This is a genomic window from Streptomyces sp. NBC_00358 (genome assembly GCF_036099295.1).
Classification (GTDB): domain Bacteria; phylum Actinomycetota; class Actinomycetes; order Streptomycetales; family Streptomycetaceae; genus Streptomyces.
In genome coordinates this window covers 8,613,300-8,628,464 of sequence record NZ_CP107976.1, presented here as the reverse complement: position 1 = coordinate 8,628,464, position 15,165 = coordinate 8,613,300, and the positions used below count along the sequence as shown (strand labels likewise).

The following is a 15,165-nucleotide window of genomic DNA, read 5'->3' as shown; positions in this document are numbered from 1 at the left end:
TCACCGACAGACAAGGCCAATACGCGTGAAACCCGCCACAAACCCCTCCCCCAAAACGGACTAAAGAGTAAAAATGCTTCTTTGGAGCCGATCGCCCCTTCGGTGACGGGCTCCAGGTATCCAGCAACCAGCGGCATGGGAGAAGCGTTTGATCACCGTACGCAAGCGACACACCGGGCTGATAGCTACGGCCGGCGCACTCGCACTCACGGCGCTGGGCGGTACCAGTTACGCCGCCACCAACGACACCGGGGCCCACCCGGAAACGCAGACGCAGACACAGACACAGACGCAGGCGCCTAAGACGGCCGCCCAGGACGCTTCGGACGCCCGAATCAGGATCACGACCGGGCAAGGAGTCCACGGCGTCGGGATCGACGCCCCCGTGCGTGTCACCGTCAGCAACGGCGTGCTCACCAAGGTGACCATGACCGCCACCGCGACCGGTACCGAGGTTCCGGGCACCCTGTCGGCGGACGGCACGTCCTGGAAACCGAACGCCCCGCTGAAGCAGGCCACCCGATATCTGGTCGCCGCGGAGGCCGAGGACGCACAGGGCCGCTCCGCCACCACGAACGCCGCGATCTCCACGGTCTCCCCGGCCAACGACTTCCTCGGGCACCTCTCCCCCGAGAACGGCTCGACCGTCGGTGTGGGCATGCCGGTGAGCTTCACCTTCGACAAGGCGATCGGCGACAAGGCCGGGGTGGCGTCGAAGATCCAGGTCAGCTCCAGCAGCGGCGAGCAGGTGGTCGGCCACTGGCTCAACAACAGCCGTCTGGACTTCCGCCCCGAGCACTACTGGAAGCCCGGCTCCACCGTCACCGTCAAGATGGACCTCGACGGTGTCCGGAAGACGGCCACGTTCAAGATCGGCCGGAGCCAGATCAGCACCGTCGACGCGAGCACGAAGCAGATGACCGTCGTACGGGACGGCAAGACGATCAAGACCATCCCGATCTCGTCGGGCAGCGCCGAGCACCCGACGTACAACGGCCGGATGGTCATCTCCGAGAAGTTCAGGCACGTCCACATGAACGCGTCGACCGTCGGCCTCACGGAGAAGGACGGCAAGCCCTCGTACGACATCAAGGCCGTACCGCACGCCATGCGCCTGACCGACTCGGGCACGTTCATCCACGGCAACTACTGGGGCGGCAACTCGGTCTTCGGCAAGGTCAACACCAGCCACGGCTGCGTGGGTCTGAAGGACGTCAGGAACGCCGGCGACGGCACGCAGCCCGCCGCGTGGTTCTTCGACCACTCGCTGGTCGGTGACGTCGTGATCGTCAAGAACTCCACGGACAAGGCCAAGGTGGCCCCGGACAACGGCCTCGGCGACTGGAACATGCCGTGGAGCGAGTGGGTATCGGGCAGCGCGTCCAACTGACGCCACGCCTGTCGGTTCGGCACCGGCGAACTCCAGGCCGGTGGCGGGACGAACACGGCCTGGATTCGCCGTCGCCGGCTCGCGACGCCTACGAGCGCACGAAGGACGCCAGGCCCTCCAGCAGTCGTTCCACGTCGCCCTCGTCGTTGTACGGCGAGAGGCCGACGCGAAGACCACCGGTGTCACCGAGGCCGAGATGCCGGGACGCCTCCAGCGCGTAGAACGATCCGGCGGGAGCGTGCACGCCCCGGGCCGCCAGGAACGCACAGGCGGCGGCCGCGTCACGGTCGTCGAACGTCAGCAGCAGGGTGGGCGTGCGATCGGCCGCCCGCGAGCGGACCGTGACACCGGGCAACGCGGCCAGGCCCTCCTCCAGTCGCTCGCGCAGCGCGCCCTCGTGCCGCTCGATCGCCGCGAAGGCCGACCGCAGCCGCTCCCTGCGCCCGCCCGTCCCGTCACCGCCGAGTCCGGCGAGGAAGTCGATCGCGGCGGTGGTGCCGGCGAGCAACTCGTAGGGCAGGGTGCCCAGTTCGAATCGTTCGGGAACCGCGTCGGTGGACGGCAGCAGTTTGTCCGGCCGCAGCCGCTCCAGCAGTTCCGGCGAGGCGGTCAGAACACCGTGGTGCGGGCCGAGGAACTTGTAGGGCGAGCACACGAAGAAGTCCGCACCGAGCCGGCCGAGATCCACGAAGGCGTGCGCCGCGTAGTGCACCCCGTCCACATGGAGCAGTGCCCGCGGGTACCGGTGGACCAGGCCTGAGATCGCGGCGACGTCGGGCACGGTCCCGATCAGGTTCGAGGCGGCCGTGACCGCGACCAGCCGGGTGCGCTCGGACAGCAGGTCGCCCACCGCCGAGGGCGGGAGTTCGCCCGTCTCCGGGTCGAAGTCCGCCCAGCGCACCTGGGCGCCGGCCCGTTCCGCCGCCTGGATCCAGGGCCGGATGTTCGCGTCGTGGTCGAGGCGGCTGACGACGACCTCGTCACCGGGGGCCCAGTCCTTCGCGAGCGTACGGGAGACGTCGTACGTGAGCTGGGTGGCGCTGCGGCCGAAGACGACCCCGGAGGGATGACCGCCCACCAGGTCGGCCACGGCCTGCCGGAAACCCTGGACGAGGCCCTCCGCGTTCACCTCTCCCGGGGTCAGGCTCCCCCGGATGGACAACGGGCCGGTGAGTACGTCCGCGATCGCCCCGGCGACCCGGGCCGGAGTCTGCGTGCCGCCCGGACCGTCGAAGTGCGCGACTCCGGACAGCAGGGCGGGGATCTCGGCGCGCAGTGCGCCGACGTCGTACGTCACTCGGGCTCCTCACGGGCGGCGTCGCGGCCCGCGCCGGCCGGCCCGGAGCGGGTTCCGGCGGGCGGGAGCCCGTGATCGGGCGGACGCACACGTTCTGCGGTGATCATGGCAGGACGCCCGCAGCGGTGGGAAGGCGTCACGGAGTCCTGGGCGCACTCCCAGGTGTCCCGGGACGCCCCAGGAGTGCTGGCCCGCGAGACTGCTGCTCCCAACCCGCGGCTTGGCCCACCGGTACCCCTCGCCCGGGGGCGCACTCCGAAATGCGCGCCGGGTTCACTCGGACGGACCTCCGGTGGACGACGTACGGCCTGGGGCCGGCATCCGGAAGCTCCGGTGCCGGCCCCAGGCCGTGGGTCATGACGCGTCGAGCGGGCCTTGGGCCCCTCAAGCGTGGCGGTGCGACCGGCGGTTGCCCGTCAGCACCCGGTACAGAATCAGCAGGATCAGCGATCCGGCGATGGCGGCGATCCAGGTCGACCCGTCGAAGAACCCGTCGATCGAGTCGACGCCGAAGACGACCTTGCCCAGCCAGCCTCCCAGCAGGCCTCCCGCGACGCCGATCAGCATGGTGATGATGATCCCGCCCGGGTCCTTGCCCGGCAGGAGCAGCTTGGCGATGGCACCGGCAAGCAACCCGATCAGAATCCAAGCGATGATGCCCACAGTTCCTCCACCGTCCGTCCGTACAAGATGTGACTTCCTCAGTCCGTGTGCGCCGTCCGGGCCAGAACAAACCTGTGAACCTCAGACAGTTGCCCGATGCCGTGCCGCCGCGGCCCCGTTCAGTTCGGCCGCGAACTGCGCTCCGGCCAGCAGCGCGAGGTTGGAGAGCCACAGCCACACGAGGAAGACGACGGGGCCCGCGAGAGAGCCGTAGAGCCTGCTGTAGGCACCGAAGCCGGAGGCGTACAGGGCGAATCCGGCTGAGACGGCCATCCAGAGGAAGGCCGCCAGGATGCCCCCGGGCAGGCTGTACCGGCGACGGCGGGCGGCGGGCGGACCCGTATGGAACACGACGAGTACGAGCAGGGCCACCAGGCACATCAACAGGGGCCAGCGGAGCAGGTTCCAGGCCACGGCCACCGTGCCGTCCAGCCCGAAGACACGGCCGGCCGCCTCGGCCACGGGGCCGGTCAGCAGCAGCACGAGCGCGCTCACGACGAGCAGCCCGAGCAGTGCCAGCGCGGTCAGCACCAGGCGGTGCGCCGTGCGCCATACCGAGCGGCGGTCCGCCACGTCGTGCATGCGGTGCAGGGCTCGGCGGAACACCGCGAGGTAGCTCGACGCCGACCAGAGCGCGCTCGCCGCACCGGCGACCAGCAGCGTCCAGGCGGCGGATCGCTGCCGCAGCATCTCGCCGAGCGCCTGGTGCAGTTCAGCCCCCGACTGCGCCGGTGCGTAGGCGCTGACGTGCGCGATGAACTGCTCGGCGGTGTCCGGACTGATCAGACCGAAGGCGATGACCGTGACGAGCATGGCCGGCAGCACCGCCAGGATCGCGTAGTACGTCAGGGCGGCCGCCCAGTCGGAGACGTCGTCGTTCCACATCGAGACAGGGGTGCGGCGCAGCGCGGGCCACCAGAGGGCGGGCAGCCGTGGCCCGTACCGGCGCAGCCGTGCCGGACGGGCCGCGCCGATGGCGCCGTTCGGCCGGGATTCAGCGGACATGCGCGGTCCGGTGGGGGTGGCCGGCGGTCCGTGCCCGGGTGAGGTCCCTGGCGGGGAACCGGGCGGGAACCCGGGCGACGTCATGGGCGGGGTCCCGGCGTGGGGCGGCGACGTCCCGCGCCTCCGGGAACATTCCGGCGATCTGTCTGTTCATCCCTCACCTCTCGGCGCCGGTCCGGCCGGCGTTCCCGGCTCCATTCCTGGCGGAGTCGGTCGGGGCTCTCCTTCCACGCGCGGGTCCCCCTACGCCTGTTCACGGTCGCCGTCCGGGGTTCGGTCGGACGCGGAGGACGTCGTCCCTGCCCGGCGGCCCCGTCCTCCACGGCGGCCCCACGGCTGTCGGCCGCGGGGCCGGAGCGTCGCGCCGTCAGCTCTTGGGCATCAGGACGGTGTCGACGATGTACACATTCGCGTTGGCGGTCTTCACATTGCCGCACACGACCTTGGCGGAGTCGTTCACCGTGTACGACTCCCCCGACCCGCTGGTCGTCAGCTTGCTCTTCTCCAGCGTGTCGAACGAACCGTTCTCCAACTGCTTCGGCGTCAGCTTCTGGCCCACGACGTGATAGGTCAGGATCTTCGTCAACTGCGCCTTGTCCGCCAGGACCTTGTCCAGCGTCACCTTCGGGATCTTCGCGAACGCGTCGTTCGTCGGTGCGAACACGGTGATGTTCTCGGCGTTGTTCAGTGTGTCCACCAGACCCGCCTTCTTCACCGCCGTCACCAAGGTGGACAACGCGGGGTTGTTGGACGCCGCCGTCGCCACCGGGTCCTTCGCCATGCCGTCGAAGGACCCCGCCCCGTTCTTCGGCACCGACGCGCAGCCCGGACCGAACGGTTCGCCGGAACTCCCCGCCATCCCCGACGAACCGGTCGACTCCCCGTCAGAGACCGGGGCCGAGGCCGCCGCCTTCGCGGAATTCGAGGCGCCCGTGTCCTTGCTGTCCTGGGAACAGGCCGTCAGCGCGATCGGCAGCACAGCGGCGGTGGCGACGGCCATCGCGACACGACGGATACGCATGTTCATGAGGTTCTCCTGTCGGAACGAAGCGGCATTCGATGCGCGGACCAGCAAATGCCGTGGTTTTCGAGCGGAAATACCGTGGAGAACGAAAGGACGGACTTCCGCGAGGCGCCGGTGGCGCGCTCGGTGGAACGCGTCGGACTCTTCGGATCTCGGCTCACAGGGGGAATCCGGTCCTGGAGCCGTCCTGGATTGGTCGGCCTACGGGCATTCACCGTTTCGTGGGAAATCCCGGCCGGGACCAATCCGGGGAGCGCGCAGCTTCGGAGAACACGCCACCCGAGGCGGGGCGCGGCTCAGATCAGGGGGACGAACACCCGGATCGTCTTGCCGCCCTCGGGACACCGCTCGATGGTCAGACCGCGGGAGAGACGGATGATCAGGGGCCAGCCGTATCCGTTCAGCCGGTGCGTCCGCGGGATCTCTCCGGTGCCGTAGGCGTGTACGGGGGCGACGTCGCTGTTGTCGCGCACGGCGAGCCGTACGCCCGCGTCGGTCACCGTCGCGTCGAAGCCGGCGAGCCCGCCGCCGTGCCGGATCGCGTTGGTGACCAGTTCCGAGACCACCAGCAGCAGATCGATGACCGCGTCCGGGCTCGTGTCGCCCTCCCGGCCGTGCTCGCGCAGCAACGCCCCGACATGACGGCGTGCGGTCGCGGCGCTCGTGACCGCGTGACGCGTCGCCGCGGGAGCGCGGTCGGCCGGGTTCATCGTCCGGTCGCCGGGCCCGGGACTCCCAGCGCCGTGCGGACACGGTCGGCGGGGACGAAGCGGCCCCCGGTCTCTGTCACGCCCCGTCCGCTCGGGCCGGAGCCCCCCGCCGGCCCGGCAGGGGGGACACCGTGTGTCCCCCCTGCGCCGCGCGGGGATCCGGTCGCGGACACACGGGCGCCGGCTGCCGCTCGCACACCGTCGTACGTCCCCTCACGACGGCTCATGCCGGCTGCCTCGGCGGCAGGCTCCGGTAGTAACTGCCCACGCTGGACAGGTACACGGGGTCGAGGGTCTCGCGGTCGGTCTTGAACACGGGCGCCGATTTGATCTCCTCGCGGGTGCACGTCACGGTGACCTTCTGAGACACCGTGTCGATCCCGGCCACGACGCCCACCGGGACCAGCACGCTCTTGCCGAACACCCAGACGCCCGTGTCGACGACCAGGTGCCGCATCCCCGAGTCGTCCGACTGCCGGTCGACGTGCCCTATGGTCCCGTCGCTCGCCTCGACGCTGTAGCCGGCCAGTTCGTGCACTTCGGGGTGGTCGAACTCCGGTGCGTACGACCAGATTCTGTCGACCGTCATGGTTCCTCCGTCAGTTCGTCGGTTCGCCCCGCCGACGGCTCACCCGGGGCGGGCACGCGACGGGGGGATGACCCGCAGACGGTGATCCGCCCGCGTGTCGCCTCACAGGGCTGCAGATACCCCGCTATCCGCTCCGCACGCGAGGGAATCGCCCCGCGCGTCCCCGGTCCTGGCGCCGTGCACCGGTGGAGGTGAACAGGTCGTACGGCCCGTCAGCCGGTACCGGGTCGCCGCTCCCGCGAGTTCGCGTCACAGGGCGCGGTGAGATGGTCCAGCGTGCCCGTGATCTCCAACAGGCGGTCCAGGCCGGGGGGTCGCTCGTCGAGGCGGAGGTCCACGCCTGCCGCGTCGGTACGACGCCGGATCATCAACAGGACGGACAGTCCCATGGAGTCGATGCTGCCGAGACCGGCGAAGTCCACGCGTAGTTCGAGCACACGTCCCTCGGGTGTGCGCCCGTCGGCGAAGTTCTGGTCGACGGCCCTCATCAGCTCGTCGCAGGTCTCGTGGTCGAGATCGCCGTGGACGTGGATCACGAGGGCCGTGGGCTCGACCTCGACGGTCAGCGTGAAGGTGGGGGGATGCGAAGTGGTCATGCGGGCTTTCCGGGGCCGGGGATCTCGGGCAGTGGCGTTCGGGTTCCGAGCGCCTCCCGCGCGTGGGCCAGTGTGCGGCAGGCGCGGGGGAAGTCCTTGAGGTGCTGGGCCAGCAGGTCGAGAGCGGGGTCGAGGCTGTGCGCGGGGACACGGCGAGCGGTGAGGATGTCGGCGGTCCAGAGGATGAACCTCGTGAACGGTTCCTCGTCGGCCACGTAGAGGGCTGTGGCCGGGTACTTGAGGAGAGCGCCACCGTCCGCGATCCCGTCTGGTGCAGATGCGCGATGAGATGGGGGGGGTGGGCACGTGCGCGCCGAGGAAGTCCACCCGCCATCCCCGCAGTCGCAGTACCTCCGCGAGGAGCCTGGCCGGCAGCGCGTGCCACTCGCCGTCGACGCAGGCCACCGTGACACGAGGAGCGCGCGGGGTCTGGCTCCGGTTCCCGGAGCGGTGGGCCAGGAGGGCGATGACCCGGTCGTGGATGGCGGTCGCGGTGTGTTCCTGCGCGACGGTGAGCCGGTTCGCCGCCCACTCCGTGCCGACTCTCGCCTGCACCGGGGCGATCAGGTCCAGCAGGACGGTCTCGGCATCGCCCGCCGACTCCAGTGCGTCGAGGACGACGGCCGCGGCGCGGTGCTCGTCGCCCCGGTGCACCGCCGACCACAGACGTTCGCGGGCGGGGCCGAGCGTCAGGGCGTCGGTGTGCCGGCTGAAGGTACGGCTCATCCGGTGTACCTGCCCCGGGTGCGGCCGTTCACCGCGCTCAGGTGCGCGTGGTGGGGCGCGGTGACCGCGACGGTCGCCATGTCGTCGTGACCGCCGCGTCCGACCCATTGCGCGGCGAGCATCTGGACATGCTCCACCACGGCCTCGGCGGGCATGCCGGCGCACTGGGTGAGCGCGGTCTCCAGGCGTTCGACGCCGAAGGGTTCGTCGCCCAGCGGTCCTCCCCTGGCCTCGGTGATGCCGTCCGTGAAGAAGAGGCAGGTCTCTCCCGGCGCCAGTTCGACGAGGGCCGTGGTCGAGCTGATGTCCCAGAAGGCGCCGATCAGCGTCCCGCGTGTCCTGGCCTCCTCGACGGCGCCGTCGGCCCGCACGATCAGTGGAGGGGGGTGTCCCGCGCTGGTGACGCGCAGATGGACGATGCCCGCGCGGCGTACGACGGAGGCCATGGCGAGGGTGGCGAAGCGGGTGTGATGGGAGTTCATCAAGGCGCCGTTGAGCAGTCCCAGAAGCCGCTGGTGGTCCTCGACGAGCGGCAGCAGCGCCTGTACGGTGTTGCGGATCTTGCCGGTCAGCACGGCGGCTTCGAGTCCCTTGCCGCAGACGTCCCCGAGGACGACGAGGGACTCCTGGCCTTCGTCCGTACCGGGGTGGACGTCGTAGAAGTCCCCGCCGACGCGTTCGGTCCGGCCTGCCGGGCGGTACTTCCCGGCGAACTCGACCCCGTGCACGGTGTGCAGTTGGGGCGGCAGCAGCTCGCGCATCAACGTCGTGGTGATGGCCGCCTGTTCGGCGTACATGCGGGCCGCGGACAGGGCCGCTCCGGCGCGTGAGGCGAAGAGACGGGCGAAGATCTCCTCGCTCTCCGTGAAGGCGGCGCGACGGCTCGACCGGAGCAGGATCAACGCGCCGGCCGGTACGCCGTGGCCGGGCAGCGGGGTCACCACCGCCGAGCCGACCGGCTCCGTGAATCCGTCGGGCAGGACCCAGCCGGGCAGGGTCGCCGGGTCGATCCAGCGGGACGGTACGGGCGGGAATCCGCGCAGGGCGTCGCTGAGACCCGGCAACTGCTCCACGTCGTCGTGCACCGTTCGGTGCGCCACGGCGCCGTCGGGGCCGCAGTACGTCAGCGGAACCCTGTGCCCGTGCGGAGGGGCGACGATCACGGCGGCGTCCGCGAGGTGCTCGGCGGCCAGGGCGGCCGTCACCTCCATGCACCGTTCGACGTTCAGTGACGACAGCAGGGCGCTCGACGCGTCGGCCAGGAAGGCGGTGCGTTCCCGCTCGGTCCTGAGCGCTTCCTCCGCCAGCCGCCGGTCGGTGTCGTCGACCAGCCACCACATGACGTCGCCGTCGTCCGTGCGAGTGGGATGCGCTTCGAAGGTCCGGTCGCCGACCCGGCCGTGCGCCGGCGTGCCGGGTCCCGGGCTCCGGGGTCCGGGCACGTGGACCCGCAGGCGCGTGTGCGCGTCGGCGATCCACGCGGGGACCACGTCGTGCAGCCATGTACCGGTGATCGCGCCCGGGAAGAGGGCGGCGGCGGCGGGGTTCGTCCCGACCACCCCGCCGGACGGGTCGGCGACCACCACGGGATAGGGGGCGAAGCCCCACATGGCGCCCGGAACGGCGCCGCGCGGGCCGGCGGGAGGCTGCTGGGAAGTGTCCACGAGCAAGGACCCGCGTCCGCGGGCCCACCACCTTTCCGGACGACAGATTGTTTCCGTCCGACAACCATCTCGCGGCGGAGTGCGTCACGGCAAGTCACCCCGCTGCATCACACGAAAGGGGCCGTCCCGGCCGGCGGGTGCCGCCGCGTCCGCCGCCGGAGAGATCCGCCCGTACGTCAGCGGCGGCGACTGCGCGTCGTCCAGCCCCCGCCGACACCCGAGAGGTGAAGAGCGAGCAACGCGAGCCCTATGAGCATGACATTGGTCGAGGTGAACACGTGATTGGTCGAGACGTCACCGGCGTTGATCAGGAACGCGATGAACAGCAGTACGGCGGCAGCGATGCCGAGCATGGGAACTCCCTTGTGAAATGACGATGGCCGAAGCGATGGGGTCCGGATGCCCCGAGAAAGCCGCCCGACACCGCGGCACCTGATGAATCCACGGCATCCGCTCCCCAGTTCCGGCGCGGGAATTCGAGGGCGTCCGAGACGGGGTCTCCCGCCGGATGCCGAAATCAGGCGAACAGCCACGTGGACGAAGGGACGAGCGAGGGGCGCTCGCCGGGGTGTCCGTCCCGGCAAGCGCCCCCCTGTCAGGCCGACGTCCTAGGAAACCGTCCCGGCCGAAGCCCGTACGCCCTCACACGCCGTCGCACCCTCCACCGGGCCGGTCGCCCGCCACACGCTCTGGCGGTCCTCGGCCAGCCCGAGTTCGGCCAGGCCCTTCAGATGGCCGAGCACGGTGGTGCGCCGGAAGCCCACGGCCTCGCTGAGTTCGGCGACCTCGGCCCCGTCCGAACCGGCCTCCGCCAGCCGCTCCCAGGTGCGCACGGCATGGCGGCTCAGACCGCTCTCGCTCACCTTCCTGGACACGACGCCGCCCCCTTCCCCGTTCGTGATCTGCCCGGGAATCGGGGACATGGGCCTGGCCGGCGGCGTCTCACCCGCGCTCGTCCGCTCCCGCACTGCGCGCGGTGATCTCCTCGGTCCGACCGGACGCGGCGTCATGTTCACCTTGCGGTGCCTTCGGCCCTTGCTGTGTCGGCTCATCGATTCCTCATCTCCGCCTCGACGATGCTCACAGCAGGAGAACGAGCGGGAGCCGACTAGGTAGTTCAGCCGTTCGATGGATAGGAACACGACCGGCGACCCGGGTCATGCCCCTCCGTCCGCCGCCGCCCGAGGGCACCCTCCGAGGGTGGCCTCCCCGGCGGCACCCCGTCACCTCGCACACACATCCAACCGCTCCCTGCCGGGGACGGTTTCCCGATCTTCCGGCCATCATTGAGCCCTCGCCATCTGGGCGCGGGCGCTGCCGGGACGGGTCCCGTCGCCGCGCGCCCCGGTGGCCGGCAGCTCGTCGAAAGCGGATAGCAATGGCCAACACCCGTTCCCCATGGGCTTGTTCTCCTGTCGGAGCCCTGTCGTGACAGCGGCCCGGATCCCAGGACTGATCCTGCCCCTCGTCTTCCTGTGTGCCTTCGTCGCGGCTCTGGTCTGGTACTGGCGACATCGCGGCGAGTAGGGGAAGAAGTCGGCAGGAGGAAACAAGCGGGGGCACCACCCGGCCGGGCGGTGCCCCCGCGCGAAAGAGCCCGGCGGTCAGAAGAGGGGGCCGGGAGTGCCGACACCCCGGCAGTTCAGAGCCCGCACCTCGGTGTGCGGCTGCGCCGGCGGTGCGACGACCGCGGGCAGCACGTTCGGCGAGACAGCGACCGTCGATGACATCCCCCTCCCCAGCAGACCGCCTCGCTGCGGGTCCTGCCGGTTCCCTCCGGCGACGAGCATGGCGTCGGCGGCGACGACGGCGTCGTGCACGGTGGTGGTTCCGGTCATGACACAGAGCGTGTAGGTGACGTCCTCCAGCCCGCGGGCCGTCTCCAGCGTCTCCTTCTCGGCGTACGCGATCTTCAGGGCCGCGTAACGCGTCAGCAGCCTCCGGACAACCTTCGGGTCGGGTACGAGCACGGCGAGGGCTCCTCTCTCGAGTTTCCGTCCGTGTGCCCCGGTTCACCACGGTTCATTCGCAACAGCCGCCCCAGACAACCTATTTGGCCCAACGTCCACCGCCCGGCCGAATCCGGCCGCCTTTCCCTTCACGTATTTCCCCGCGCCCGGCGCGGATCGACGCCGGCACCCGAGGTGTGAAGGAAAGGGGCAGGGGCACTTGGAGGCACTGGAGGTCGATACCGATGGTTCCCCTGCTTCTCGTTCTTCTGCTCGCCCTGCTCCTTTTCGGTGCGGGCTTCGCCGTCAAGGCGCTGTGGTGGATAGCGGTCATCGTGCTGGTCGTCTGGCTGGTCGGATTCGTGGCCCGTCCGGGCGCGTCCAGCGGCAGTCGCGGCCGCTGGTACCGCTGGTAGTCCCACCCACGGACATTCCGCGACCGATGACATCCGCAGGACAATCTGTGTACGAAGGAAAAGGACATGGCGAATTCCACGACACCCCACTACACGGTCCCCGGCGTCAGTACGCATGACGGCGGCCGGATCATCGACGTGCTGGGCACCCGGCTGCACGCTCTCAACGACCTTTCGCTCACGCTGAAACACATTCACTGGAACGTCGTGGGCCCGCACTTCATCGCCGTGCACGAAATGCTCGATCCCCAGGTGGACCGCGTACGGGACATGGCCGACGACACCGCCGAGCGGATCTCCGCCCTCGGCGGGGTTCCGCACGGCACGCCGGGCGCCCTCGTCGCCGAACGGACCTGGGACGACTACAGCGTCGGCCGTGCCGACGCGATTGCGCACCTCGGCGCTCTCGACCTCGTCTGCACGGGGATCGTCGAGGACCACCGCGCGGCCGTGGCCGAGGTCGGCAAGATCGACCCGGTGACCGAGGACCTTCTCATCGAACAGCTCCGCTCGCTCGAACAGTTCCAGTGGTTCGTCCGGGCGCACCTGGAGAGTTCGGGCGGTTCCCTGTCACAGGCCGGCGCCCGCACGGAACGCGAGGCGGCGCGATCGGCCGGGCCGGACACCGCGCCGTAGCGGCGGGAGAAGACGGCGGTACAGGTGGGTGTGGGGCCCGAACCGGCAGTACAGGTTCGAGCCCCACACCCACCTCCACGTCCACCGGCGCACAGGGCCTGACGAGGCACCACGCTGCCGGACCGTCAGACGCGGGCGATGTAGCTGCGCACCGTCGTGCCGGAGTCCTCGGTGTGCACACGCACGAGGTCCGAGACGAAGTGCACGAGGAACAGGCCCCGTCCGCCGATCTGATCGGGGCGTACGGGATGCCGGCCGGCCAGCGGGTCGCTCAGCCGCCCGTCGTCCCGCACCTCGCACACGATCTGATCGCTCTCCGCCCAGATCCTCAAGGTTCCCGAACCGCCGCCGTGCACCACGCTGTTGGTCGTCAGCTCCGCGACGACGAGACTCAGGTCCTGCAGACGGGCCCGGCTCATCCCGCGTTCCCGGGCCTCGCTCATCGCGAAGTCACGGGCGGCGGGCAGGAGTTCCGCGTCGAAGCGGACCGACCCCGCGCCCGGTGGGTGGCGCAGCGCCTGGTTGCAGCGCGCCAGGACACCGTCCGGGTCGTAGACCGGGCTCACGCTCTCCCGGCCGCCGCTGATCACGACGGGGTGCGTGGCGTGGGCGTCGGCGATCACCTCGTGGTCGAGGGCTCGCGCGTCGTAGGGACAGAGGATCGTCACCTCGCGTCCGCCGAAGGCCGCGTTGATCAGGGCTTCGTGCTGGACGCAGGCGGGGTACTCCACCGCCGTACGGCCGTCCCAGATCGGCTCGCCGATGATCCGGACCCGCACGTCCTGATGGGTGTCGGCGAACGCCCGCAGGACGGAGGGGATGATCCGGCCCGGGTTCCGGCCGGCGACGGTCATGTCGACCCAGTGGACGTCGGCGGCCCGCGGTCCCAGAGCGCCTCGGATGAGCTCCAGCCGCGCGGGGGGCACGGCCACCGCCACCGGCTCGGCGGCGGCTACGCCGTCCGACACGAAGCGCGTCGTCGCTTCCACGTACTCATGGTCGCCGTGATAGATGAGAGCGGGGTGGACGAAGGGTTCACCGGGGACTGTCGCCGTCGTCATGCCGCGATCACCGCGCTCAGGGGCCCGCGTCCCGCCGGCGGTCCCGCGTCGGGGCACACCGACGGGAAGAGCGTCTGCGCTCCGTCCACTCGCTGCTCGATGCCCACGGACTCACCCCGAAACCATTTTACTCGGCCGCCGCGCTCCCGGGGCAGGCCCCCTGGCCCGGCGGCGCCGCCGCGTCGGCCCCACTCCATCCTCACCTGCCCCGGGTTCCCCCTGTGAACCATGGGCGGTTCGCTCGGGAAATCGGTGCCGCCGCCCCGCATCCGAACGGTGCCCCCGGGCGGAAGTACCCCTGACCCGGCGCCGGGACGGGCGGCACGTACGCGTTCCGCAGAATTTCGGCGATGGGTGGCATGAGCGGTGTGAAGCAGGGCAGACGGGCCCTGTCATCAATTCCTTCGGACGATTTGGGGTGGACGGCATGGCAGCCGTGACGGCAGCGAAGGCAACGGACACGGCGCATCGGGCGGCTACGACCTGGGAGGGCTCCCTTCCGCAGATCGACGAGCCGCTGAAGATCAGCCCGAAGGACGCACGCGAGCTGTCGCGTCAGTTCTTCGACCGCCTCTCGGTTCTGGAGGAGGGCACGCACGAGTACCAGTACGCGCGCAACACCCTCATCGAGATGAATCTCTCCCTCGTCCGGTACGCGGCGGCGCGCTTCCGCAGCCGCAGCCAGGGTGAGATGGAGGACATCGTCCAGGTCGGCACGATCGGGCTGATCAAGGCCATCGACCGTTTCGAGCTGAGCCGCGAGGTCGAGTTCACCTCCTTCGCCGTTCCGTACATCGTCGGTGAGATCAAGCGCTTCTTCCGGGACACGAGCTGGGCCGTCCACGTGCCGCGCAGGCTGCAGGAGGCCCGTGTCGAGCTCGCCAAGGCGACGGAGGAACTGCGCACCCGCCTCGGCCGTACGCCCACGACCCGTGAACTGTCCGAGCTGATGTGCCTGTCCGAGGAAGAGGTCATCGAGGCCCGCAAGGCGTCGAACGGCTACAACTCCTCGTCCCTCGACGCCGCGCTCACGGCCGACGGCGGCGCGGACGGCGAGGCCGTCCTCGCGGACTTCATCGGCGAGGAGGACGCCTCGCTGGAACTGGTCGAGGACTTCAACTCGCTGGCCCCGCTGATCGCCGAACTCGACGACCGCCAGCGCCGGATCATCCACCTGCGCTTCGTCGAGGAGCGCACCCAGGCGCAGATCGGCGAGGAGCTCGGTATCTCACAGATGCACGTCTCCCGGCTGATCACCCGCATCATCAAGCGTCTGCGGACAGGGCTGCTCGACCCCTCGGTCGCCTGACCCAGCCGCACGGCACGGCCCGTACGACGGTCCCGTCGCCCCGCCCCGGACTCCCGTCCGCAGCGGGTCGGCGGGACTTCGTGTGCGCGGTCCGGACGGCCTCGGACCAAAAGAGTTCTGTGTATCCCCT

General features: G+C 70.3%; 17 protein-coding genes and 1 pseudogene. 4 read left to right on the top strand and 14 right to left on the bottom strand.

Translation table 11 applies throughout. From position 1 onward, the window contains the following. Nucleotides 1-148 precede the first annotated feature (148 nt). The gene (locus OHT01_RS36940) at nucleotides 149-1,390 is read left to right on the top strand and encodes a L,D-transpeptidase (RefSeq protein ID WP_328557467.1); all 1,242 of its coding nucleotides are present in this window, start codon (nucleotides 149-151) and stop codon (nucleotides 1,388-1,390) included. A gap of 88 nt (nucleotides 1,391-1,478) precedes the next feature. On the opposite strand, the gene OHT01_RS36935 is transcribed toward OHT01_RS36940, so the two are convergent. The 13 genes and pseudogenes from OHT01_RS36935 to OHT01_RS36875 all read right to left on the bottom strand — a co-directional run bounded on the left by OHT01_RS36935 (nucleotide 1,479) and on the right by OHT01_RS36875 (nucleotide 11,634). Further along, a complete protein-coding gene (locus tag OHT01_RS36935; RefSeq protein WP_328557466.1) occupies nucleotides 1,479-2,687 on the bottom strand; it encodes a cysteine desulfurase-like protein in 1,209 nt (402 codons plus the stop codon). 384 nt (nucleotides 2,688-3,071) lie between these two features. Further along, on the bottom strand, nucleotides 3,072-3,350 hold the full coding sequence (locus OHT01_RS36930) for a GlsB/YeaQ/YmgE family stress response membrane protein (RefSeq protein ID WP_328557465.1): 279 nt from the start codon (nucleotides 3,348-3,350) through the stop codon (nucleotides 3,072-3,074). Between the two features lie 81 nt (nucleotides 3,351-3,431). Then, nucleotides 3,432-4,355 (bottom strand): YihY/virulence factor BrkB family protein, encoded by a 924-nt coding sequence (locus tag OHT01_RS36925; RefSeq protein WP_328557464.1) that lies wholly within the window; start codon nucleotides 4,353-4,355, stop codon nucleotides 3,432-3,434. Further along, the gene (locus OHT01_RS36920; protein ID WP_328557463.1) at nucleotides 4,345-4,509 is read right to left on the bottom strand and encodes a hypothetical protein; all 165 of its coding nucleotides are present in this window, start codon (nucleotides 4,507-4,509) and stop codon (nucleotides 4,345-4,347) included. Before OHT01_RS36920 ends, OHT01_RS36925 begins: the two co-directional genes overlap by 11 nt. Before the next feature lie 213 nt (nucleotides 4,510-4,722). Then, nucleotides 4,723-5,382: a fasciclin domain-containing protein gene (locus tag OHT01_RS36915; RefSeq protein ID WP_328557462.1), complete on the bottom strand. Its 660-nt coding sequence runs from the start codon at nucleotides 5,380-5,382 to the stop codon at nucleotides 4,723-4,725. A gap of 293 nt (nucleotides 5,383-5,675) precedes the next feature. After that, complete coding sequence (locus tag OHT01_RS36910; RefSeq protein WP_328557461.1) at nucleotides 5,676-6,089, bottom strand: ATP-binding protein; 414 nt, start codon at nucleotides 6,087-6,089, stop codon at nucleotides 5,676-5,678. A 223-nt stretch (nucleotides 6,090-6,312) separates the two neighbouring features. Next, on the bottom strand, nucleotides 6,313-6,678 hold the full coding sequence (locus OHT01_RS36905; RefSeq protein WP_328557460.1) for a PRC-barrel domain containing protein: 366 nt from the start codon (nucleotides 6,676-6,678) through the stop codon (nucleotides 6,313-6,315). Nucleotides 6,679-6,890: 212 nt separating this feature from the next. Beyond that, a complete protein-coding gene (locus OHT01_RS36900) occupies nucleotides 6,891-7,274 on the bottom strand; it encodes an STAS domain-containing protein (protein WP_328557459.1) in 384 nt (127 codons plus the stop codon). Continuing rightward, nucleotides 7,271-8,000: pseudogene (locus OHT01_RS36895) on the bottom strand (cobalamin B12-binding domain-containing protein). Before OHT01_RS36895 ends, OHT01_RS36900 begins: the two are co-directional and overlap by 4 nt. Then, entirely contained in the window at nucleotides 7,997-9,610 is a 1,614-nt protein-coding gene (locus OHT01_RS36890; RefSeq protein ID WP_328558396.1) for a GAF domain-containing SpoIIE family protein phosphatase, read from the bottom strand. Before OHT01_RS36890 ends, OHT01_RS36895 begins: the two are co-directional and overlap by 4 nt. A 230-nt stretch (nucleotides 9,611-9,840) precedes the next feature. Beyond that, on the bottom strand, nucleotides 9,841-10,017 hold the full coding sequence (locus OHT01_RS36885; RefSeq protein ID WP_192582574.1) for a hypothetical protein: 177 nt from the start codon (nucleotides 10,015-10,017) through the stop codon (nucleotides 9,841-9,843). Nucleotides 10,018-10,272: 255 nt separating this feature from the next. After that, nucleotides 10,273-10,539, bottom strand: coding sequence for a hypothetical protein (locus OHT01_RS36880; RefSeq protein ID WP_328557458.1), 267 nt, complete (start codon nucleotides 10,537-10,539; stop codon nucleotides 10,273-10,275). Between the two features lie 729 nt (nucleotides 10,540-11,268). Beyond that, nucleotides 11,269-11,634: a DUF5133 domain-containing protein gene (locus tag OHT01_RS36875; RefSeq protein WP_328557457.1), complete on the bottom strand. Its 366-nt coding sequence runs from the start codon at nucleotides 11,632-11,634 to the stop codon at nucleotides 11,269-11,271. Nucleotides 11,635-11,858: 224 nt separating this feature from the next. Here OHT01_RS36875 and OHT01_RS36870 point away from each other — a divergent pair, with 224 nt between their 5' ends. Then, nucleotides 11,859-12,029: a hydrophobic protein gene (locus OHT01_RS36870; RefSeq protein ID WP_328557456.1), complete on the top strand. Its 171-nt coding sequence runs from the start codon at nucleotides 11,859-11,861 to the stop codon at nucleotides 12,027-12,029. Between the two features lie 66 nt (nucleotides 12,030-12,095). Further along, the gene (locus OHT01_RS36865; RefSeq protein ID WP_328557455.1) at nucleotides 12,096-12,665 is read left to right on the top strand and encodes a Dps family protein; all 570 of its coding nucleotides are present in this window, start codon (nucleotides 12,096-12,098) and stop codon (nucleotides 12,663-12,665) included. A gap of 125 nt (nucleotides 12,666-12,790) precedes the next feature. On the opposite strand, the gene OHT01_RS36860 is transcribed toward OHT01_RS36865, so the two are convergent. Next, complete coding sequence (locus OHT01_RS36860; protein ID WP_328557454.1) at nucleotides 12,791-13,726, bottom strand: sensor histidine kinase; 936 nt, start codon at nucleotides 13,724-13,726, stop codon at nucleotides 12,791-12,793. Nucleotides 13,727-14,153: 427 nt separating this feature from the next. On the opposite strand from OHT01_RS36860, the gene OHT01_RS36855 reads away from it, so the two are divergent. Then, the gene (locus OHT01_RS36855; RefSeq protein WP_328557453.1) at nucleotides 14,154-15,035 is read left to right on the top strand and encodes an RNA polymerase sigma factor SigF; all 882 of its coding nucleotides are present in this window, start codon (nucleotides 14,154-14,156) and stop codon (nucleotides 15,033-15,035) included. Nucleotides 15,036-15,165 lie beyond the last annotated feature (130 nt).